The organism is bacterium, assembly GCA_035295165.1.
Taxonomy (GTDB): Bacteria; Sysuimicrobiota; Sysuimicrobiia; order Sysuimicrobiales; family Segetimicrobiaceae; genus JAJPIA01.
Map to the genome: position 1 here is coordinate 1 of DATGJN010000037.1, position 22,656 is coordinate 22,656.

The window sequence follows — 22,656 nt, forward strand, 5'->3', positions numbered from 1 at the left end:
TGTCACGACCGGTGCTAGACTCCTCAAAGAGCCGGAGTAAAATTCCCCACCCCGACTGAATCTGGGTCACCAAATCCCTGCGAGGAGGAGGTGGCCCGACTGCTGCGAGGTGGGGACGTGGATGATGTTCGGACCTTTCATCGCCAAGGCCTTTCGATCTCGGAGATCCACCGGCTGACAGGCTTTGATCGCAAGACGATTCGCAAATACCTGCTGCATCCAGAGCGCCCGCGCTACGGCCCGCGGACGCCGCGGCCGAGCAAGTTGGAGCCGTACAAGCCGTTCATGGCGGAGCGGCTGCAGGCCGGCGTTTGGAATGCGCGGGTGCTGCTGCGTGAGCTGCGAGCACGAGGATATGCCGGCGGCTACACGATTCTCACGGACTATCTGCGGCCGCAGCGTCAGGCCGCCTGGGCGGTGGCGGTGCGGCGCTTTGAGACGCCGCCCGGCCAGCAAGCCCAAGTCGACTGGGGGCATCTCGGCACGCTCGAGCAAGAGACCGCCAGGCAGAAGCTTTGGGGATTTGTCTTCACCTTGGGCTACTCGCGGGCGATGATGGTCGACGTGGCGCTCGATCAGCAGCTGGGGACCTTCCTGCGGCTGCACGAGGAGGCGTTCCATCAATTAGGCGGGGTGCCCGCAGAGATTCTCTACGATCGCGTCAAGACGGTCTGGCTGGGGACCGATGAGCGGGGCGAGGTCCGCTGGCATCCGGTGTTTCTGGACTTCGCCCAGTACTGGGGCTTCCGGCCGCGGCTCTGCCGGCCCTATCGGGCTCAAACCAAGGGCAAAGTGGAATCCAGCATCCGCTATGTCCGGCGCAGCGGCCTTCCAGGCCTCGACGCCGCATCGCCGGAGGATCTGCGCACGCAGCTGCGCGCGTGGGCCTGGGAGATCGCCAATCGGCGCGTGCACGGGACGACCCACCAAGTCGTCTGGGACGCGTGGCAGGCCGAGGTGCCGCACCTGCAAGCGGTGGCCGGCCGGCTCCCATATCCGTATCTCCCGCAGTGTGTCCGGCGTGTGGCACGGGATGCGTACGTCACTTACCAGACCAATCGCTACTCGGTGCCCTGGGCGGCGGCCGGCCGCGACGTCGAGCTCCGAGCGCGCGATGGCCAGCTGGAGATTGTGCAGCAGGGCGAGCGGCTGGCGCTCCATGCGCTCTCTCCGGCGCGGTACCAGGTGCTCACACAGACCGCCCACCACCACGGGATCCCGCTCGGGCCGGTCGGGCGGCCGTCGCGCACGATGGTGCACATCCAGTTGAGCGCGCCGACGGTGGAAGTGCGCCCGCTCGCCGTCTATGACACGGTGGCCGGAGGCGAGCGGCCATGACCGTCCTGACGCGCGTCCACACCGCGCTCGAGACCCTAGCCTTGGCCGAGATGGCCGCGGTGGTCGAAGGCCACCTCGAGCGCGCCGCCAAAGAGAGCCGGCCCTACGCGGATGTGTTGGCGGATCTCCTCGAGCGCGAGGTCGAGGCCCGGCGGGCCCGCTACCTCCGCACCCGGATGCGCCTCGCGCATCTCCCGTACACCAAGACCCTCGACCAGTTTGATTTCAGCTTCCAGCCCAGCATCGACGAGCGCCAGATCCGGGAGCTCCAGACGCTCCGGTTCGTGCATGACGCGAGCAATGTGATCTTCCTCGGACCGCCCGGGGTCGGGAAGACGCATCTCAGCGTCGCGCTCGCCACGGAGGCCATCCACGCCGGCTTCGGCGCGTACTTCCTCACCGCCCACGAACTCGTCAGCGACTTGGGGCGGGCGGCGCGGGAGGGCCGCCTCGACCGGCGCCTGCGCATCTACCTCGCCCCCAAAGTCCTCGTGATCGATGAGATGGGCTATCTGCCGCTCGACGATCTGGGGGCGACCGTATTCTTTCAGCTCGTCAGCGCCCGCTATGAACGGGGCAGCATCATGCTCACCAGCAACAAAAGCTATGGCGAATGGGGCTCGATTTTCGGCAACCCGATCATCGCCACCGCCATCTTGGACCGTCTGCTCCACCATTCGACGACGGTCAATATCCGCGGAGAGAGCTACCGGCTCAAGGAACGGAAGAAGGCTGGCCTGCTGCTAGCGGCCCAAGGCACCGAGCCCAGCCCACCGATGCGATCATCGCGCACCGGCCGGGCGGACAGGAGGTGATATCGAACACCTGACGGGCTGGGGAATTTTCAACCGGCACTACGCGGAGATTTCAACCGGTGTTGACATTATACCGTCCCTACCTGTCCGCGCAGGACCGAACCCTACTCGCGACAAGACACGCTCAGGCCTCCCCGGGTCATGCTGCTCTCTGTCCCACCATGCTGCCCGTACCCACGACTGATCCCCCCTGGTCTTCTCTGGATGCCCCTTCCTCCAGTACTAGCAGAGTCGGGCCTCCAGGGGTTCGCGTCGACCGGTTCGCCTGGCTTCGACAGCCTCGGCTGCGGCCTGGTGGTTTGCCTCAGGTCCTTCAGATTCCGCCTCGCGACGGACACCTACCCTTTTCGGCTACGGTCCGCATCCAGCTGGACCGGCGGGTCTTTCACCTGCGAGAGAACAGCACTGCCGGGCACACTAGTACTAGTAGCGCTTCCGCAATTGATCAAGGTGAGGTGAGACAACGGCCCAACGGGTACGTCGGCTTCAAGGACCAGGTCTACAGCCCACTCTATGGCGGCCGGGAGGTGACTATGGCCGCAAGCGCTGGAAAACCGCACTCTGACCCTCAGGCACCAATGGAAACTGGGGGTTGATCGGCGCAGCACTTACAGATATGGGTCGAGATCCAACCCTGCGCAATGGAAGTAGATGGCCGTCTTGAAGTGCTCGACGTTCCTGAAGCCCCAGGCGGTCTTCTTGACCCACTGAATCGTGGCGTTCACTGTTTCGAGACCAGCATTAGTGATCCGGTGCCGCAAGTAGGTCAAGACGTTCGGGAAGTGCCGTCGGAGCCGCGGTTCCCGATCGTTCCCCCATAGCTGCCACCTCCCCGGTCTGGATGGGTGCTCAGTCTACAGGCAGTGCCACAGAATCGCAATGCGTACGCGCTATGCTAGCATGGAGCCATGCGGAGGCAGCGGAGGACACGGTGGAGCCTGGCGCGGGTGGCGCGTCTCGATTGGATCGCAACGCGCAGCGCGTATGGTATGGAAGACGGGCCCTAATATGCTAGTCTACGATGGATCAAGAGTAGCATTTGTGCTGGATGCGTCCGGGCCGTTTGCTGGTCGTGTTTCTGAGATCTGTGTCTTCGTACCGGGACAGTACAAGACGATCTTCCAGCAGATGCGCCAGTCGGCCGGGGAGTAAACTCGCCGGGCACCAACGGCAGAAGCGTTCGCTCGTTCGCAAGTCTGTCACTGACGCTGGCAATGTGACCGGCGGTGGTGCTCACTCCGATTACCTCCGAACCGTCGCTGGCCACGGCATCGGGGCGGCGCCGCGTTTTTTGACGTGTCCTTATTCTCCCAGCCGCCGCACGGTGCGTGGTTCCACATCTACGACGTGTCGACGATCGGCAACGGCACTCCAAAGGCGCACCGTCGTCCCCGCGAGTGTCGTTTCGACTTCGACAGTGTCTACCAACGCCTTCATCACACCAAGCCCGTAACCGCTCCCATCCGCGGGCCGACCCGGTCGCCACCTCCCGTCGTCTGCCACGTCGATGCGAAGCATCGATCCGTCTCGTCGCGCGGCAATGTGCACCAGGCCCGTTGTGGTGCCGTAGGCGTGCTCGATCACGTTGTTGACGGCTTCTCCAACCGCAACTGTGATCGCGGCTGCGCGGTCGTGATCGAATCCGGCGTCTGCCATCAACCGCCGGAGCGCCTGACGGATCAGCACGGCGCTGCGAGGAGCGGCCTCGAGTGCCATCTCAAACCGGTCCAGCGGCGTGGCGCGCACAGCCACCGTAATGACGGCGACATCGTCCCGTAGGGGGACGCCCGAGAGCAAGCGTCTCACGATGGCCTCGGCGTGATTCTCCGACGGTTCGGCCAACTCTTGCCCAGCCGCAGCGACCAACGCCGCTTCGCCAGCGATCGGGTCGCGGTCGTTCTCGGTGAGCCCGTCGGTGTAAAGAACCAGCAGACTCCCCGGAGGAAGCTGGAGCGTTTGAAACGGCGGCAACTCCATTCCCAAGTATCCCAAGGGCCCCCCCCCGCACGCAGGGAGCTTGGCCGATAGATCACGGCCGACAAGGATCGGGGCCGGGTGTCCCGCCGTCGCATAGGCAAGCGTGGATGTCGCCGGATCTATCACCGCAAATAACGCGGTGGCCATTGCCTCGTCGCCCTCGGTCATGGTGAGCACTTCGGCCACCCGCTGAAGCACCGTCGCGGGGTTCGCGTGCTCCAGCGCGGCGGTGCGGATTGACTGGCGCAACTGCCCCATGATAACGGCAGCCCGCAGACCCCGTCCCGTTACATCCCCGATCGAGAGGCCGATGTGCCCGTTAGGTAGCTGGAACGCATCGTACCAGTCGCCCCCGATGTCGGCCTCGCGCGCCCCTCCGGACCGGTGCGTGGCGTGCACGGCAATGCCTGGAAACTGTGGCAGCGCGGCCGGCAGCAGCGCCCGTTGAAGTGTATCCGCGACCCGATGTTCGCGGGCAAATAGCCGGGCCCGCTCGATTGCCTGCGCGCACTGCCGCCCGAGCGTGAGCATGAACTCAAGATCGTCGGATCCAAACCGCCGGGGCTCGCGAAAGTTCAGATAGAGCGCGCCGACCGCACGTCTCTGCGAGATCAAGGGAATCACCGCCCGGCCACCGCCACGCAACGCAACCGGTTGTGTCTCGTGATCGGCGTAGCGGGTCGCTAAATCGTCCTCGGTCCCGTCCCAAACAACCAGTCCGGTCCGCATCGCCGCGGCGATACCAGGAACCCGATCGAGCGGGAAACGGCGCCAGCGTTGCACGATCTCGGAAGGGTACCCGACCGCGCGGACCAGTTCCAACGTGGATTCGTCCGGCTCAAGCAGCGATAAGCTGGCGGCATCCCCACCGAGCGCTTGGAGCGCGTTGACCACGATCACGTCGGCGACCTGCTCCAGCGTAGTCGCTTCGGACAGGGCGGCGGTGATCGCCTGCAATCGCTCGATGCGATCTGCTGCCCGCTCAGCGGCCTCGCGGGCCACCCGCTCAGCCCGCCGCGCCTCTTCAGCCTCGGCTTTGGCTTGCTCCTCCGCAGCGTACCGCAAGGCGAGTTCGATGGATCCGCTCAGAATCGACGCGACGTGTCTCATCAGATCCATGTCAACAGTCGCGAACGCATGCGGTTCTGTCGAATTGATTTCCAGGATCCCGAAGGGCAACCCGGCCCCCAGGAGCGGCACGGCGAGGTAGGACCGCAAGGGCGTTGTCGGTGTAAGGCCCTCAGCGAGGAGATCGGCGCTCAGAAATGGTTCCCCACGATCAACAACTTGCCACACCCGACTGGGGCCGCGGGGTACGCGCTGCCCCAACGCCTGTGCTGAAAATGACCCCGCCGCTGCCCGCAGAACCAGATCATCGCCCTCACGTAGGATGATCGAGCCGCCGGTTAGACGCACGACGGGACGGAGGTGGTCGAGCACGGCGATCAGCATCTGTTGCAGCTCGGTCTGCCCACTAATGGCGGCGGCGACTGCGTGAAGCAACCGGTCGTGCTCCTGCAGTCGTCGCCGCCTAGCCTCCGCTTGCTTGCGCTCGGTAATGTCCCGGTTCGTCTCCAGCACGAACCGTCGCCCATCACGTTCGGTCAAGATGGCGCGGCTGTCGACGATAACTTTGCGGCCATGCCTCGTCACTTGGTGAAGTTCACCTTCCCAGCGGCCGGTTTTGCTGAGAGCTTGGATGTACGCGGATGTACCGTCGGGGTACTCCGTCCGCAGCAGCTCATGAGATACTCGACCAACGGCCTCTTCGGGTGCGAACCCGTAGAGGTCCTCCGCACCCCGGTTCCAGTACAGGATGGTACCTTCGACCTCCCAGGTGAAGATTGCGTCGTACGTGATGTTCAGCAGGTCGGCCTGCGCATGCAATTGCTTCTCGATCTGCTTGGTGTGGGAGATGTCCCGGGCGATCGTGGAGGCGCCGATAATGCGTCCCAACGCATCCTTGACCGGGGAAATGGTGAGCGAGACGTCAACCCGGGATCCGTTCTTCTTCACGCGGACGGTCTCGTACCCCTCAATGCGTTCCCCGCGTTTAAGCCGCGCCATAAGCGCCGGAATCTCGTTGGGCTGCTCTGGCGGAACGAGCACCGATACGGGTCGACCGAGTATCTCGTGAGGTGCATAACCGTAGAGTCGCTCCGCTCCCGTATTCCATGAGAGAATGATGGCGTCGAGCGTCTTGCTAAAGATCGCATCGTCCGACGATTCCACGATCGCGGCGAGATGGAGAAAGGTACGTTCGTTCTGGCGACGCCTTGCATCAGCATCGCGCTTGTACCCCAAACTGAGGGCCGCGAAGAGCGCACCGAGGACGAACACAGCGTGCGTCAACACTGACATGTCCGTCAATGCCAATGAACGTGGCGGTGGCACGATAAGGAACGAAACCAACAGGATGGACAGCGACGCTGTGACTAAGCCCACGAGATGGCCTCCCACGTACGCCAGCACTGAGATGAGCGAAAGATAAATGAGGAGCAACCCTGACCGTGGGACGTGGAAGAAGTTGCCCACCAGGGTCAAACCGATTGTGGCGAAAATCGAAATCAAAGCGCAGTTCAGGCGAAGTGTTCGGGTGTCACGGCGACACCGGTCCAGTGTCGTGCGCGTCGTGTCATGTGGGAGAGACGCGGAATGACGCATCGGATTCGCTCCCGGTAGACCAGAATAGAGCCAGGCTAGCCGACTTCCGAGTGCCCACCCGCGGGTTTTTCGAGGTGCGCGTGTCCGATAGGACCGTCGATGCGTTGCAGGAATGTCTCAACGTCGGGGAAGACGGTAAGATGCAGATCGAGCGCGGCGATCTCCATGACGAGGCGCGCGATGTGGGAGGGGTTCGCGACGGCCAAATACACCCCCCGCATGGATGCTTTTCTCAGGTATCGAAAAAAGAGCCCGATCCCGCCACTATCGATGTAGGTCACATCTTTGAGCACCAAACAGATCGGCTTTCCCAAATCGAGCGCGACTTCGAGCGTTTGTCCAAGGATGTCGCGAGCACTGATATCCAGTTCCCCCGAGACGTGGATAGTCGTCGCGCCCCGGATCTCTTCACTGCGACACTCGAGCCCTTTTCGACGGTGTGCACGGTCCATCGCCACACCCCCGTGAGCGGTTTTCAACAGCTAGTATATAAAGCGCGTTTTGTTTGTCAAGTGGCTTTTAATAGGCTGCAGCACGTGTCTAATGCCACGGGGATGTCCTTCTGAAAGGTGACACACTGTAGTGGCGTAGGCGGCGAACCTGAGGTCGAAAATCGCGAAGAGCGCGCGTCGAATAACCCTCTGGGCGAGGGAAAGCAACGGCTCGTCCCATCCGAATACCGCAAGGGCCGTAAGACTCGTTTCACCTTGCGTATCTCCGAGGAGCTACTCGAGGAGATCCGGGACGTCGCTGTTGCTCTCTCGGGACCGCCAAATAGGCTGACCCTCTCCGACTTGGCGGGAAGCGCTCTGCGGAGAGAGGTCGACCGGCTCAAGCGCCTGTATAGATCTGGCAAAGAATTTGCGAAACGGGATCGGTTTTTGCGCCGGGTCGCCTGCCGATCGCGAAGTCGTAGGCGTTGTTGATCGTGGTCTCCGTCCGCAGGGCACGGCCTTCTTTCAGGTATTGTTTGATCCGGCAGTCTTTGTACTCCACGCGCACCGAGGGGATCACGCCGTCGGTTACGATGCGGGTGCGAAACCGCCCCGGCGTCCGTTTGGTGATCCGGTGCTGGAAGAGCAGCTGGATCCGATCGGGCTCGGCCGAGATCCAGATTCTCACGAATGACCGTCTCGAAAAGGAGCCGCCCCGTCTGCGGCCGGTTCCGGCCCTGTGTGAGGGCGCACTCCACCTGCAAAAACCGACAGGTCGTACCGATAGCCCGCCGCCCGGTCCCGCGCCGTAAAGGGGTGGGACAGTCGCCGCAGCTACTTTCGCACGACCCGGTCGATCTTCTGGGGGGTGAGCGCGGCACAGATCGCCTGCAGGCGCTTCGGCTCGGCACAGGAGAGCACGCCGTTATCCAACGCCTGGAACGCGATCCCGGCTTTGGTCAATTGCCGCTTCACGTACTCGTGCCCATTGAGACACACCTTGGCCTGGTAGGGAAAGTAGCCGGCAAACTTGATGAACAACGGCCCGAAGTCATCGTCGATCAAGTAGAAGTAGTAGTGATTGACCAGGGCGGTCGTGCGGTAGATCCACGGATACGACTTGCCCGTCTCGGGGTTCCGGCGCTTTTGCGTGCGACAGGTCATGAGCTTTTCCTGCGCCTTGCCGACGAACAGCTCCCCGCTCGATCCCGTAAAGCGCGCGCGGTACCGCGCGGCGCTATCGTCTTTGCGCTCCCCTTTCCGGAACGTGACCAGCGGGGGTGCTCGTCTGCGACAAACTGCTCAATGGCGCGTACGAATGCGGCGCTGATCGGGGCCATGAGCGCCGAGGACACCACCAGCGCGCCGCGATGCCGTCGGAAGAAGCCGACCACGCCGCCTTCGTTCTGGAGCTGCGGGGCGTAGGCATTGAGGTAGATCCGAGCGATCCCCTCGGTCTCCAGCGTGACGTGATCCTTCAGAATCGTCGACACGGTCAATGCTATACTCATAGGGAGGCTCCTGGCGTGCGGGACGTCGGCCTTATGGCCACTAACCGCTTCGGGCGGTTCCAGTTCCACGGGCTGTGGTTCTCGCCACAGACCCACCGCTCCCGCCACAGGGGCCTCAGTGTTTGGCAACGCAACACCCGGGCAAGGCCTCATTCAATGATTCCTTTGACCACATGCCTCGGTGGTCTGAGGCGAAGCCTCGTTAGTTGTAGTTTGACCAGTCATTCGTGACACACGGACTGCAACTTCTCGCGGAGCCGTTCGTAGGGCGTTTGTCCCTGAAGGGATCCGTGAGGAGGTTCGCAGTTATGGAAGCGCTCCCACTCTTCGAGCCGGGCATTGAACTCTGCGACCGATGAGATCACGACGCCCTGGAGCTGGCGATAGAACTCCTCATCGTCGATTCGATGGGAATGCTTGTCTTCCCGTTCGAGTATGGGCGTCGCGGTCGGATGTATCGATGCTGAATCCCCTTGTCGAGAATGTGCCAGTGGAACTGGGGCCCAAACTCAGGCCCGTTGTCCGTCTGAAGGCACTCGACACGAAAGGGAAGCTCACTGAGGACATAATCGATAAAGGCGATTGCACTCTGCTGGGTGTTCGCATTGAAGATCTTCAACACGCGCAGCCGCGTGCAGCCATCAATGACCGTGTACTGGTAGTACCATCGGGCACGTCCCGCCACGGGGGCGAGGAATTTCACGTCGACCTGTGACTGGTGGCTAGGCAATGGTTTCTCGTACCGCTGGAACCGTGTCTCGCGGTTCCGATAGCGCATGTTTGAGGCCAAGCGGCTGACCCCGGCACGCCGCAGAATGCGCCAGATACCCGCGGGGCTACGGTTGAACGCGTGGTAGCGCTTCAGGTACATCGAGATCCGACGCGGACCAAAATGAATGGTAGTAGCGTCGCAGATAGAGAATCTTCTCGACGACATCGGCTGGCGTCGCTCTGGGGAGTGATGGGGCCGGGGGGACCCGTTCCGAAGACCGCTCTCGCCGGCGCTCTGGTAGGGGCGATGATAGGTCTGTCGGCTGATCCGAAGTATCGGCAGATTTTGGCGACATTGCCTGTGACCTCTTCCACCTGCCGAAACTATCCAAGCCGGTGCCCGATGGCCCGTTCATCCGGACGCATGGTCCACCTCCCTGGTAGGCGTAGCGTTCCTACCCCATGTGTCACGGATGTCCTGCAGTTCTAGAGCTAGAAACGTTCGAGGTCGCGCAGCATCACGGTGACGGCGTAGCACCCGCCACGAAAGAAAGGGCCTGTTCTTCTCTAAGACACCCGTTCGCGTTGTTTCACCTGGAGGGCTTACACTCAACGAGGACACCCATACTCGCACCACCCCGCCCTGCCGAGCACCGATACCTGCTATCTACCCCACGTGGCCGCCAACGCCACGACTGCCGCAGTCATCACAACCGTTGTCGACCATCCCACGACATTTAGGGCCATCCCGTTTACCCGCTTGCCCATCACCTCTGGGTTGTTGGAGATTAGCATCAGCAGCACGAGCAGCGGCGGGGTAAGAAAACCGTTGATGATCGCGGTCCAGAAGAGCGCGTCGATAGTGTTGATTCCCACATAGTTGATGAGCATGCCGACGAGCGTCGAACCCACTATGACCGCGTAAAACTCTCTGGCGCGGTACGGCTTCCGGTCCAAGCCGTGCCGCCAGCCATAAGCTTCAGCTACTGCATACGCCGCCGATCCCGTCAAGATTGGCACAGCCAGAAATCCGGCGCCGATTAACCCGAGCGCAAACAGAGTCCGTGCCGCGTTTCCGACGAACGGACGAAGGGCTGCCGCGGCGTCGGCGGCCGACTTGATATCCGTTTTGCCGTGTGTGTACAACGTCGCGGCGGTGGTCAGGATAATGGAATAGGCGATGAGATTCGAGAGAAACATGCCGATGTTGATATCCCATGCGGCATAGGTCAGCTCGCAATCCGTCGCACCCCTCCGCTGCCACAGCCGCCGTTGGCCGATTGAGATCAGTTCTTCGACTTCCTGACTTGCCTGCCAGAACCACATGTACGGCGAGATCGTCGTTCCCAACAAGGCCACGAGCACCGAGAGAAACGTCCTGTCGAATCTAAGCATGGGGATGAACGTTCCTCGGAGCACGTCTGGCAGGTGCGGTTTGGCAAACAGCGAGGCGCCAACGTAGGCAAAAAGAGCTAGCGTGATCCATTTGAAGATGCTGGCTATCAAACGGTACGATCCCCACACTTGCAGAGCGACAATGAGCAACGAGATTGGCAGAACGAGAGCTACGATCGGAATCGGAACCAGCAAATTGATTGCCGCCCCGATCGCCCCGATATCCGCGCCGGCGTTGATTGTGTTGGCGACCACCAGGCCGAGGATCGCAGGATAGAGCACCACACGAGGGTAATGCTCCCGCAATACGCCGGTAAGCCCTTTTCCGGTCACCATGCCCACTTTGGCCGAAATAAACTGGGTTGCCGCCATCAACGGAAGGGTGAATAGGATCGTCCAGAGCGTCGAATAGCCCAGAGATGCGCCGGCGACGGCATAGGTACCCACCCCTGACGGATCGTCGTCCGACGCCCCAGTGACTAATCCGGGCCCTACGACTCGCAGCATCTTGAACAGGCGATTTGGTTCTCGGGCGATCTCGTGCTCCCGGGCACCGGCACCTGGCAGGGGGACGCTTGCTCCTTGCAGTTCCGCACCCTTGGCCACGCTTATGGTCCCTCTTCACTCGGTTCTGGAACCGAAAGACTCGACGATCTGGACGAAACAACTCAAGACCATCCGCCTCAAGCCGGCACGTTGCGAAGCCTTACGTGCAATACATGTCTACCCTGACCCTTGAGTGTCAAACCATCCTAGCGCCGGGCACGGAGCCGCCGGGATGCCGTGCCGCGTTCGCTCGCACAGTGCGACAAGAACCAGACGCGGAACCTCTCACTGGGTGTGTGGTTCCGCGTCCGTCATGACGTTTTCGACCGCCCGGACGGCCGCATCGAGCGCATCGATCCGCGTTTTCAGCGATTCCCCGCGCGCGAGTTCCCCGCCTGCCTGTTCACCGACCAGTCGTTTGAACGATCTCCCAGATCCACCGACCTTCTCTGTGCCGCGTCATTGGAACACAGAACCACTGTCCACGCTGGTACATGTTCCCGTGCCTCCCACGACAATGTTCGTCAACCACTACCGAACCTGGGGGCTGGCGCATATAGGGGCACCCGCGCGAATCTGTCGCGCACCGGACGTCGCGGGTTGAGCTAATGTCAAAGGGTGTGGAAATTGCTTCAAGCGGCGACCCCTCGTTTTAATGTCTTGGTCACCTCAACACCGTTCGTGAACTGAACACCATCGAGCACCTTGGCGACCAGGTGGGGCGCATCGATGCGCCGCCACCGACGTTCTGCCCGGCGCACGAATTGGAAGTCCAGATAGAGTCCCGTTTGCGCTTTCCGCATCTGCCGCGTCGTCCGGGTCCGCAGGCGCACTGGATCGAAGACCCACTCGATCGGATTGGACGTGCGCAAATTCTTCCAGTGCTCCCGCGGGAAGTCGTAGTAGGTGAGCAGCTCGTGTTGATGCTCGACGAGGGACGCCACCGCTCGCGGGTAGTCCCACTCGAACTGCCGCGCGAAACGTTGATTCCGTTCAGTCGCCTCGGTCCGCGTCGACGCCGCGTAGATGTCCCGGAGGAGCGGCTTCGCCTCCGGCTGGAGCCGTTGCGGCAGATTGTCCAGCACGTTCAGCATCTTGCGGCACCAGCAGAGCTGGTGCCGCGCCTCAGAATAGACCTCCCGCACCGCGCCCCACAAGCCCAGCCCGCCGTCGCCATTGAAGTCTCGTACTATTTTCAGCCCGCGGCGGCGCGGCTCTCGCAAGACATCGCGCCAGCTCTCGCGAGACTCTCGGTAGTCTTCGACCATCGCCAGCAGCTCTTTCTGGCCGTCTTCGGTGACGCCGATGACGATGAGGATGGCGGTCTTCTCATCGGCGGGCCCGGCCTTCAAATAGAGCCCATCCGCCCAGCAGTACGCGCAGCGCGCCTCAAGGGGACGCCACGCCCAGGCTTCGTACTCCGCCTGCCAGTGCGCCTTGAGGCGCACGATCGAAGTGGGACTGAGCGGAGCGGCCTCGCCCAGCAGCGCCCGGAGGGCGGGCTCGAAGTCCTCGGTCGCCAGGCCCTGGAGGTACAGCTCGGGCACCAAGGCGTGGATGACGTCGCTGGTCCGCTGGTAGCGGGGCAGCACCTGGGAGTGGAAGGGCTCCTCGGTATCACACACACGCGCGGGGCCCGGACCTCGAGCGTGCCGCAGCCCACCGCGATCTTGCGCGGCTTTCCCGCGCCATTGCCATAACCGCGTCGGCGCCCGGCCCCGTGCTCATAGCGCGCCCGCCCGAGATACTCCTCCACTTCCTGTTCCAACGCGTTGATCAGCATGCGCTGCGCACCCTCACGCGCCAGGACGTCCAGGGTCGACTGAATTTCCTCCTTGTCCACCCCCCGCTGCGGCTGGTATCCTGACACCGGCGTACTCCTTTCCCCTCCCCGGCCAGGGAGGTTTCCGATGTGGTGGATGCTCTCGGAAAGGGTACGCCACTTGAATTTCCACACCCTTTGCTCCGCGGGTTTCGTGATCCGCTAGACAGCGCCGAGATGTGACAAATATCGTCGATCGTTTATCATTGATGAACCGCCGGACTCTTCCCCTTTTAGAGCGACGTGATGCCCAATCGGTTGAAACTGGCGCCTAGTGGACCGAGTCATTGATGCGTGATACACATTCGACTCCGGGTTGTTGTAGGTCCAGAGGAAAGGCTCAACTGGCGTCTTGTTGCGGTGTGTGTAGGCTAAGACCGTTTGCTCAAGGTCAGGCATGAATGCAGCATGGCATGCGCCACCTAATCGTGTCAGTTATTTCAGACTCGTGCCACTTGCAGTCTCCTCGGGGGGCTCGGGCGCCAACGAGTTTTGCATTTGGAGACCGGATGAGCTTCGCGTGGCATCATTCAGGTCGTTCTGTCTCAGCCGCGGTTTGCACCATCGCAACATCTTCAATCCCGTCTGCAGGCGTTGTGATGTTCAGCGGAACGGACCAGCGCAGTTCGATGTCCATCGTGCCTTTGCCTCCGTTCTCCTCGGCGCAAATCTTCAGTTCGATCGCCCCGCCAAGATGATACGCGAACCGGCGTCCTCCACTACGGAAGATCAGCGCCCCATGCAGGAGGCCGAGACAGATCCTGTTCATCAACTCTGCTGCCTCAGCATAAGGAAGTGACGCAGTTGCGTGCAATGACTCTTTCACGTCCTCCCTCGATCGCTTGGTCATGGTGCGTGCAACCCCCACCCAGCAGCAGGGAGGCCCCGAACACCGGGCGCATGAACCAGCCGACGGCAAGTCGTGAACGTGTGCGCGGATGCCTGCCACACTGCCAAGTGCCCCTTGTGCGGCTGGGTCTTCACCGTTGCCGCGTTTTGCGCCGCACCAGCGCATTCGACCATTGTGCCGCCCGCGCCCACTTGTGCCGCTCGAGCCCATCGTGCCACAGACTCTTTCACGTTCTCAGTCTTACCCACGACTGTCTCCGCATCCGGAGTCCATCTCCTTAACCGAGGGCAAAAGCATGTAGACGCCAGCGTCTACTACCAACCGTTCTCCCAACGCCGGTTCGATGGCTGGGCGAGCCGGCCTTCGTGTCCTCCGTTGCCGGGCACGCGGCCCGACTCCCGCTCTACCTTGTGGCCGCAGGACACGAATCGAGATGGCACCCGAGCGAAGGCTTCGACATATAGCACCTCGTCTTGGGATTGCCTTAGCCCGACGACTCTTGAGGTCGACGCAACGAAGCCCCGCGTTGGCCGATTGTCAAAGGCACCAGGCGGAAAGCGAGCAGTACTGTGCCGACCAACACAAGATCAAAACAACACCTACTACAGCCGTGACCGTCAGCGTTGCCCGCACCAACGTGGTCAACAACGCTGTGAGTAGCGCCACAAGCGCCGTCACCGGTTCCCATGACCACACCGCCTGCACCCCTGAACCAGCGGCATTCGCGCGAACGTAGTGGGCCGCCGCAAACGAGGAAGAAGCCGGGCACGCGCTATCCAGAACCTTCCCTCCGCGGGTAGATACCAGCTGCGTGGTCTCATTGGCGGTTGACCGCGGATACGGCAACCGCAGGATGCGCGACGTGCAGCGCGGGCCACACAGGCCTCGATCGGCGCACACACACGGGCGTTCGCTATATCGACGAAGAGCCGGAGCAATACCGTGGCCGCTCGCGACCGCGACGACATCACGCCTGATGGCTTGTTTCTTTGAGCGTCCACGAGATCCCGTGGCCCGACGTGTCATTGCGGCGCTCTCCGCGTCGTACGCGGCCGCATTGCCCAAGCACGTCAGCGCACCGTCCAATCTCCGGCGGCGAGGAAATCCTTGGCCGCGCCGATGGATTCGTCGCGAAGGCGCTCAAGGGCCGCGATGGTTTGCCGGAGCGTCTGTCCTTCAATGGTCTTGGGGAACCTCTCGGGCAGCATCATCCATCGCTTATCCTCCGTTCGGCAAGGGAAACCTTCCGTACGAACGCTCTGATTTGGTCGCCGCGTATCTGCGACACGACGTCGCCCCGTGCGCGCCACCCATGGGTGAGCATCCACCCGCATGTGCCCGCCGCAAGCGCGTGGCGGCCAACGCCCGTTGACACCGCCAGCTCGAGATCATCACACCCCAGGTTTTGCGCACCGCGCCAACGCTACAGCGCCACGGGGCTCCCTGGCCCGCGCAGGATAGCCGTTATCCTCCTGACGAGGCTCCGCTCTCGTCGAGCAGAGCCCCGTAAGCAGAGTCGACTGCGATCTCTCTGCGACCGGCTTCGTTGGGCCGTGCTCATCGCACTGTTCCGAATAGCTTTCGTGTTGCGTGTACTGCTACTCAAGCGAACCGTCCCCCGCGTCGCGACATTCTCGCCGCCAACCATCCTGTAGTCAACGTCAATCGTATCACCGGTTTTCAATTGGTTCGACCGAATAGTTCTGTTGATTCGTCTCCACGTTTCATGTCTGCCCTGTGGCAAGCACCAGGCCGACCGCGACGGCCGCCGTTAACACACATGGCTAATATGAACCTCATAGTCAATACCTCACCTCCAACGACAAGACGTGACGTTCACAGGGCCTTTTCCGAGTGTGGTCCGACTAGATGTTTCTCCTTCGCGGCTACAGGCGCGCGCTACCCACTGACGCCAATGCCGTGTGGGCTGACATTGACACGTCTGCGGTAGCTTCACTTCGTTCACGCACCTGCGGTTGCGCCCAGTCTCTTTTGTGCCCAGCGCTCCGACGCCGGCCGGAGCACCGGCGACACATCACCCAAGACGTGTCCATATACAGTTTCGTACCCGTCCACCATGGCTTCGATCGAAAACTGCTCGGCCGCGTGCCTGCGACACACCCGACGGTCGATGCGAGGAATCCTGTCCACCGCGGAGACCATATCTGCCAGCGTGTTGCAGATATATCCTGTTGTTCCGTCAATCAGAACCTCGGGCACCGATCCGTGTCCCATGGCTATCACCGGCGTGCCACATGCCATGGCTTCGATCATCGTGATCCCGAACGGTTCCGGCCAATCAATGGGGAATAGGTATGCATATGCGTTGCCCAAGAACTCATTCTTCTGATGTTCCTCGATTTCACCCAAGTATTCCACCAACGGCTCAGAGAGCAACGGTTCGATAACCTCAGCGAAGTACGCTCTGTCGGCAGGATCAACTTTTGCCGCCATCCGGAGCGGCATCCCAACCATCCGCGCGATCGCAATGGCACGGTCAGGACGTTTCTCGGGCGACATTCGTCCGAGAAATGCCAGATACTGTCCCTGGCGCTCTTGCAGCGTGAAATGGTTGAGGTCGATCCCGTTGTACACGGTCGCCACCCAGTTGGCGCCAGGCAATGGAGCGCGTTGTGCGCGGCTTACCGATATGACCGGGATTTCCGGGAACTCCGCAAAGACGTGTGTCACCTCTGGGAGATCAAGCCGTCCGTGCAGTGTCGTCACCACCGGTATTGGGATGACACGCGCGCAAGGAAACGCAAGATAGTCCACGTGGCTATGGATAAGATCAAAATCACGGGCCATGCGGCTCACCTTGCCGAGTTGCGCAACCGTATACGCAACACCATGAACCGCGCCTCCGCCCAGACGCAGCCCTCGCGCCGCGCACGGGATCAATCGACCAGGCGTCTGAGAATCACCGCTGGCGAATAACGTGACGTCGTGACCGCGACGCAGGAGCTCTCGTGCCAATCCGTCAACGATCCTCTCGGTACCACCGTACGTGTGAGGCGGAACAGCTTCGTACAGCGGTGCAATCTGGGCGATCCTCATCGAGTCCTCTTTCCGTCGGACAGGCCAAGCCCCCGACACATAGCGACGATCTCGAGTCGTGTAATTGCGTTTACCCGTGGCGCGCGCCGTGCGCCCGGCGGTCGTCACCCGAGTTGTGTGTTTCCCATTCTCTAGTAAGAGAAACGAATTTGCGGTCTTTTCGAGACACGACGATTGGCGAGACTTGTTCTGCCCGACTTGCACCGGTGGTCGCACGTGTGCCGCCTCATGCGCCACGGGCACGGTCTCGGCCGCACTAGCTCGTGTCCGTAAGATATCCTCTTGCAGCCGAACGCGTACGGCGCCGGGCTTGCTGTCCCAAGGACTCCTTCGTGCGTGTCTCGAGCGCACAGGGTGTCGATTGTCAAAACGCAATGCCGGACGTTCTTGCGAAGACGTCTTGATCACCGGGATGTAGTGATGGCCCCGGCACTGCGCCGCACTTTTTCCGTATGCTGTATCCAGGGCGAGCCCACGGCCAACAGGAACGCCCCGGGTGCGCGAGCTCCCCCTCGAGGTTTAGACAAGGAGACCACGGGTACACGGATTTTGATGACCCGTGCGCCCAATCGGGAGGCGACAAACTACGCCGTGGACAACACTGCGCCCGCCCGACACCGACGAAGGAGGTCTAGCGATGGACGCTCAGCGCTTCGGTAGATGCCGTGTCATGCGCCTCGATCCCGGCGATGAGATCATGGCCACGCTGCTTGATTTCGCTACCCACGAAGGACTCGGTGGCGCGACCGTCCACGGCATTGGTGCTTTCAGTCGGGTCGGGCTGCGATACTTCGACATTAAGGAGAAGCGGTACAAAACTCGCACATTGGATGAACAAGTCGAAGTCGTGAGCCTGCTGGGAAGTATCGGTCTCGACCGGAACGGTCCAGTGATTCACATCCACGCGTCGGTAAGCGATGCGCAAACCTGTACCCATAGTGGGCACCTGAGTGAAGGCATAGTCCGACCGACTTTGGAGCTCTTTTTGACCATGCTCGACGGCGAACTCCGCCGCAAAAAGGATCCTGACACTGGGCTCGAGTTGTTAGACCTGCCTCGCCCTGCGGTTCGATAGGTGCCCGACCGTCAACACTGGCGTGCAGATGAATCAACAGCAACACCTGATGGTGTGAGTCGGAAATGTGTGACACAGGGCCCGCAGGATCATCCGTTGCGCGCCATCCGGGTCATGGTCGATCAGGTGCTGCTCGAGTTGTCGCCGACATTCGCTACCCTCTACTCCCAGGTCGGCCGGCCGTCGATTCCGCCGGAACAACTGCTGCGCGCGTTGCTGGTACAGGTCTTGTACACGGTGCGGAGCGAGCGGCAGCTGATGGAACAATTGGACTACAACCTGCTCTTTCGCTGGTTCGTCGGGTGGAGTATGGATGAGCCCGTGTGGGACCCGACGACGTTCACCAAGAACCGCGAGCGGTTGCTCACTGGGGATATCGCCCAGGCCTTCTTTGCGCGCGTGCTGGCCCAGGCGCGCGAGCGCAACCTGCTGTCGACGGAGCATTTCACGGTCGATGCCACGCTGCTGGAGGCGTGGGCGGGGCTCAAGAGCTTTCGCCGGAAGGATGCGCCCGACCAGCAGCCGCCCGACGATCCCGGGAACCCCACGGTGAATTTCCATGGCGAACGCCGCCGCAATGACACGCATGCGTCGACGACCGGCCCGACGCCCGGCTGTTCCGGAAAGGGACGGCGCGGGAAGCCAAACTGTGTTACCAGGGCCATGTGCTGATGGAGAACCGGGGCGGCCTCGTGGTGCAGGCCCAAGCGACGACGGCGACCGGCACGGCGGAGACCGCCACCGCGACCACGCTGGCGGAGGCGCTGGGCGGCGCCCGGCGGAAGACCGTGGGCGCCGATAAAGCGTATGACACGCGCGCTTTCGTCGCGGCGATCCGCGAGGCCAACGTCACGCCGCATGTGGCCCAGAACACCAGCCGACGGACCAGTACGATCGACAATCGCACGACGCGCCATCCAGGCTACGCGATCAGCCAACGGGCGCGCAAACGCGTGGAAGAAATCTTCGGCTGGCTCAAGACCGTGGGGCTCATGCGCAAGCTCCGGCATCGGGGACTGGACCGGGTAGACTGGATGTTCGTGTTCGTCTGTGCCGTGTACAATCTGGTGCGGATCCGCAATCTCACGGAGGCGGCCTGATGAGAGGACCGCGTCTCGCAGCGCTGTTGCGCACGAATGTGCGCACCGGATCCAGGGAACGGATCGATTGGGGTCCCTTCCACACGTCCTGCACTCACGACGCCGTCGCGGGAATGGATCGCCCATACCTTGTCCCCGTACAGCGTCGCAGCGCGCCGATGATCTTTGCAAACAGAGTAGGTCCGCATCCCGGACGCCACGAGCGGGACCGTACACCGGGTCAATGGCATTGATGAGGCGGATTTGGCAACTTGAGCCAAAGGTTTGCCGTCACGCCACCGGGGAACAGGAACATTGAGGTTCCGCCCTGGGCAGCCCGAGATGGAGGCACATGCGCCGTTCAGATCCTCTGTCGTTTGCAGATGATTCGTGCCGATGATTTCGAAAGTTGCTTCCCAGGCGAACCAGAATCCCACAGGCGATGAAACAGGGATCGGGGTGGTCGTATCGAGTGCGTCTTTTGTGAACGCGTGTTCGAAATCGATAGCATGTACGTCGGGCGCGGCAGTCACGGGAAACATGGGCGCGCTGCTGTGCCCGGACTGTCACGAGATGGCTGTCTCAGTCGAGGTGTTCCAGGCACGGCTGGACGCGGGCAGCGCCGAACGGCTCCTCAAAACTGGCATGAGGACTGCGGTGCTACTGTTTCGGGGGGCGATTGTGCTCACCTGGAAAACGCTGGGATTTGCCACGGCCGTGAGCCGAATCCCAGCATACGGTGTGGGAGCGGGATCCTCGCGGTTGGGTCCAGCGTGGTTGGCGCGTCGTATATCAACACATCGCACTTCGCGGAAAACGAGCGCCGATGCCGTGTCCGTCCTCTCCGATGGAAAAGCGGGAAAGGCCGTCCTTTGGGACCCGCGAGGACGATGTTGTAAGCTTGAGCATCGGATAGGCACTACGCTAGCCGCGACCACACGAAGTCCCCTCTCGGGAGATGCCTGGGAATGGCAGAAGCCATACTGAGCGAGATCAAGGTTGGCCCGCAGGTGATCACTGTGAATCACGGGAGGGCCTTCATGGTCTCGGGGCTGGACGGCGCCATCCGTGGCTCGGCGGAACAGGGACTATTCATGCAGGACACTCGGGTGTTGTCGCACTATCGCATGCGGATTAACGGGAGAGCATGGAAGCTTGTGACGTCCGCCCCTGTGGGACACGCGGCGGCTCGGTTCGAGTTCACGAATCCGATGCTCACGGGTCCCGCTCAATCCGTACCCAGACATGTGTTGGGATTGAGTCTGAGCCGTACGATCGACGAAAGTGTGCGCGAGGAGTTCGACATTGTCAACTATTACCATGCGCCGCTCGACCTTGTATTCACAATCGAAATCGGTTCCGATTTTGCGGACCTATTCGAAGTGCGAAGGAATTATCCGAGGATTCCGCGACACGTCAGTACAGCGTGGGATGCGCGCGATCAAGAATTGACTGCCCAATATGTGCGGGACGCCTATTCGACCAAGTTTCGCTATCAACTCGCAGGAACGGCCACGCTCGCGCTGCGCGAGGGCCACAAACTGTTGCTCCATTTCACGCTTAATCCACATGAGCACCGGCGCCTCCGTGCTCGGATGATTCCGGAGGTCCCACCAATCCACCATGCGTTCGCATGGCTTGACCGAATGCAACATGCACGTGAACCTCGGTCGAGGAAACCACAGAGTTCACTGGCACAGTTTCTAACGAGCGACCGCGCGCTCACCCGAACCCTCGCGCAGTCAGCCGACGACCTCATCTCCTTGGTGTTGGACCGTTGGGATGGCACTCCCGGCGTGCTGTCGGCTGGGGTTCCATGGTTCGTCGCGTTGTTCGGTCGAGACGCGCTAATCGCGGGGTTACAAACTCTTCCGCTCCATCCGGGTTTCGCGCTTGGCGCACTCGACGCATTGGCCGCGTATCAGGCGGCATCCTCCGACGACTTCCGCGACTCTGACCCTGGAAAGATCCTGCACGAGCTCAGGGTCGGAGAACTGGCACGATTCGGTGAAATCCCACATACCCCGTACTACGGCAGCGCAGACGCGACGATCCTCTACCCCATTCTCCTTCACGAAACCTACTGTTGGACGGGTAACCATGACTTGCTAACACGGTACATGCCCGTCGCGCAGCGTTGCGTTGACTGGGTCGACCGGTACGGCGACCTGGACGGCGATGGGTTCCAAGAGTACCACACGCGCTCACGACGGGGGATCCAACATCAGGGGTGGAAGGACTCAGGCGATGGGACCGTGCATGCGGACGGACGGCGGGTTGAGCCGCCGGTGGCCCTTTGTGAGCTCCAGGGCTATGTCTACGACGCTAAGCGTCGCATGGCCGCCCTCTACGATGAGCTCGGACGCGGTTCCCAAGCGGACCGCCTGCGTGAGGCCGCCGAGATGTTACGGACACGGTTTAACGATGCATTCTGGCTCGAGGGCGAAGGCACATATGCCTTTGGTCTCGATTCGCAGAAGGCGCGGATCACGAGCATCGTTAGTAACGCCGGGCACTGCCTGTGGTCAGGCATCGTTCCGGTCGGCCGTGCCCGCCGCGTCATTGCTCGCCTCTTCGAGGACGACATGTGGAGCGGGTGGGGTGTTCGCACCCTCAGTGCCACGCATGTCGCGTTTAATCCGTTCGCGTACCAGCGCGGGGCGGTCTGGCCACATGATAACCTGCTCATCGCAGTCGGCTGCCGTCGCTACGGCGACGTCGACGCGGCAGCGCGAATCGCCCGCGGCATCTTCGATGCCGCAGCAGGGTTTCAGGGCCACCGCATCCCGGAGCTCATCGGCGGCCAGGCGAGGCGCGACCTAGGATTCCCGGCACAGTACCTGGGCGCCAACATTCCTCAGGCATGGGCCGCCGGCAGCACCATCGCCTTGATCGGTGTGCTTCTGGGGCTTCGACCGGACGCCCGACACCATCGGCTCTATGTGTCACCGAAGCTCCCGGCATGGCTCGACTGGGTGGAGGTGCGGGCACTCCGTGTCGGGGACGCACGAATCAACCTACGTTGCGGGCGGGAAAACGGTCGATCGCTGATCGAAAGCTGCGAGACTACGGGGCCGGTTGAGGTGATTCCCATTGACTCTCGAGGCGTGTGTCCGATCTAACAACGGTATGATGCTTCCTGGTGCGTCTACCACGCGTCGGTCGATCGTTCGTTGCACCGTGACGATCCGATGCGGTTACGTTCAGTCTACCAGTGGTCGTCCCAGTTTCCAGTTCTCGGGTCTCGGCGCGCGTCGCAGCACGGGCGCGTTTGAGCGGTCGACTGTTGGGGACACATGACGTGTGCGCTAGGCACGTACGGATCCCATCGGCGCGAACTGCGTCGTGTGCGACATGACGAATGGGAAACGGAGGAACCAAC

Annotated in this window: 15 protein-coding genes and 2 pseudogenes; 6 read left to right on the forward strand and 11 right to left on the reverse strand. The window is 61.8% G+C overall.

The genetic code is table 11. From position 1 onward, the window contains the following. Positions 1-117: 117 nt before the first annotated feature. The gene (gene istA / locus VKZ50_05735; protein ID HLJ59216.1) at positions 118-1,338 is read left to right on the forward strand and encodes an IS21 family transposase; all 1,221 of its coding nucleotides are present in this window, start codon (positions 118-120) and stop codon (positions 1,336-1,338) included. Next, complete coding sequence (gene istB, locus VKZ50_05740) at positions 1,335-2,153, forward strand: IS21-like element helper ATPase IstB (GenBank protein HLJ59217.1); 819 nt, start codon at positions 1,335-1,337, stop codon at positions 2,151-2,153. The genes istA and istB overlap by 4 nt, the downstream gene beginning before the upstream one ends. A gap of 608 nt (positions 2,154-2,761) precedes the next feature. On the opposite strand, the pseudogene VKZ50_05745 reads toward istB, so the two are convergent. Further along, positions 2,762-2,935: pseudogene (locus VKZ50_05745) on the reverse strand (transposase). A 226-nt stretch (positions 2,936-3,161) separates the two neighbouring features. Here VKZ50_05745 and VKZ50_05750 point away from each other — a divergent pair. Further along, positions 3,162-3,305: a hypothetical protein gene (locus tag VKZ50_05750; protein ID HLJ59218.1), complete on the forward strand. Its 144-nt coding sequence runs from the start codon at positions 3,162-3,164 to the stop codon at positions 3,303-3,305. A gap of 150 nt (positions 3,306-3,455) precedes the next feature. Here VKZ50_05750 and VKZ50_05755 read toward each other — a convergent pair whose 3' ends face one another. The 10 genes from VKZ50_05755 to VKZ50_05800 form a co-directional block, all read right to left on the reverse strand. After that, positions 3,456-6,794: a PAS domain S-box protein gene (locus VKZ50_05755; GenBank protein HLJ59219.1), complete on the reverse strand. Its 3,339-nt coding sequence runs from the start codon at positions 6,792-6,794 to the stop codon at positions 3,456-3,458. A gap of 35 nt (positions 6,795-6,829) precedes the next feature. Next, positions 6,830-7,246 carry an STAS domain-containing protein gene (locus VKZ50_05760; GenBank protein ID HLJ59220.1) on the reverse strand — a complete coding sequence of 139 codons (417 nt, stop codon included), beginning with the start codon at positions 7,244-7,246 and terminating at the stop codon, positions 6,830-6,832. Positions 7,247-7,625: 379 nt separating this feature from the next. After that, complete coding sequence (locus VKZ50_05765) at positions 7,626-7,916, reverse strand: hypothetical protein (GenBank protein HLJ59221.1); 291 nt, start codon at positions 7,914-7,916, stop codon at positions 7,626-7,628. Positions 7,917-8,062: 146 nt separating this feature from the next. Continuing rightward, entirely contained in the window at positions 8,063-8,392 is a 330-nt protein-coding gene (locus VKZ50_05770; GenBank protein HLJ59222.1) for a hypothetical protein, read from the reverse strand. Next, the gene (locus VKZ50_05775; GenBank protein ID HLJ59223.1) at positions 8,389-8,739 is read right to left on the reverse strand and encodes a hypothetical protein; all 351 of its coding nucleotides are present in this window, start codon (positions 8,737-8,739) and stop codon (positions 8,389-8,391) included. Before VKZ50_05775 ends, VKZ50_05770 begins: the two co-directional genes overlap by 4 nt. A 1,374-nt stretch (positions 8,740-10,113) precedes the next feature. Next, on the reverse strand, positions 10,114-11,451 hold the full coding sequence (locus VKZ50_05780; protein ID HLJ59224.1) for a divalent metal cation transporter: 1,338 nt from the start codon (positions 11,449-11,451) through the stop codon (positions 10,114-10,116). Positions 11,452-12,023: 572 nt separating this feature from the next. Beyond that, positions 12,024-12,983, reverse strand: a complete 960-nt coding sequence (locus tag VKZ50_05785) for an IS256 family transposase (protein ID HLJ59225.1) — start codon at positions 12,981-12,983, stop codon at positions 12,024-12,026. 756 nt (positions 12,984-13,739) lie between these two features. Continuing rightward, positions 13,740-14,039 carry an amphi-Trp domain-containing protein gene (locus VKZ50_05790; protein HLJ59226.1) on the reverse strand — a complete coding sequence of 100 codons (300 nt, stop codon included), beginning with the start codon at positions 14,037-14,039 and terminating at the stop codon, positions 13,740-13,742. Between the two features lie 1,094 nt (positions 14,040-15,133). Then, entirely contained in the window at positions 15,134-15,274 is a 141-nt protein-coding gene (locus VKZ50_05795) for a hypothetical protein (protein HLJ59227.1), read from the reverse strand. Between the two features lie 751 nt (positions 15,275-16,025). After that, a complete protein-coding gene (locus tag VKZ50_05800) occupies positions 16,026-17,120 on the reverse strand; it encodes a glycosyltransferase family 4 protein (protein HLJ59228.1) in 1,095 nt (364 codons plus the stop codon). Between the two features lie 637 nt (positions 17,121-17,757). Between VKZ50_05800 and VKZ50_05805 the strand changes: the two genes are divergently transcribed. The 3 genes and pseudogenes from VKZ50_05805 to VKZ50_05815 all read left to right on the forward strand — a co-directional run bounded on the left by VKZ50_05805 (position 17,758) and on the right by VKZ50_05815 (position 22,396). Continuing rightward, positions 17,758-18,195 (forward strand): PPC domain-containing DNA-binding protein, encoded by a 438-nt coding sequence (locus tag VKZ50_05805; protein HLJ59229.1) that lies wholly within the window; start codon positions 17,758-17,760, stop codon positions 18,193-18,195. A 54-nt stretch (positions 18,196-18,249) separates the two neighbouring features. Continuing rightward, a pseudogene (locus VKZ50_05810) lies at positions 18,250-19,295 on the forward strand (IS5 family transposase). Positions 19,296-20,242: 947 nt separating this feature from the next. Then, positions 20,243-22,396, forward strand: a complete 2,154-nt coding sequence (locus VKZ50_05815; protein ID HLJ59230.1) for a glycogen debranching N-terminal domain-containing protein — start codon at positions 20,243-20,245, stop codon at positions 22,394-22,396. Positions 22,397-22,656: the final 260 nt, after the last annotated feature.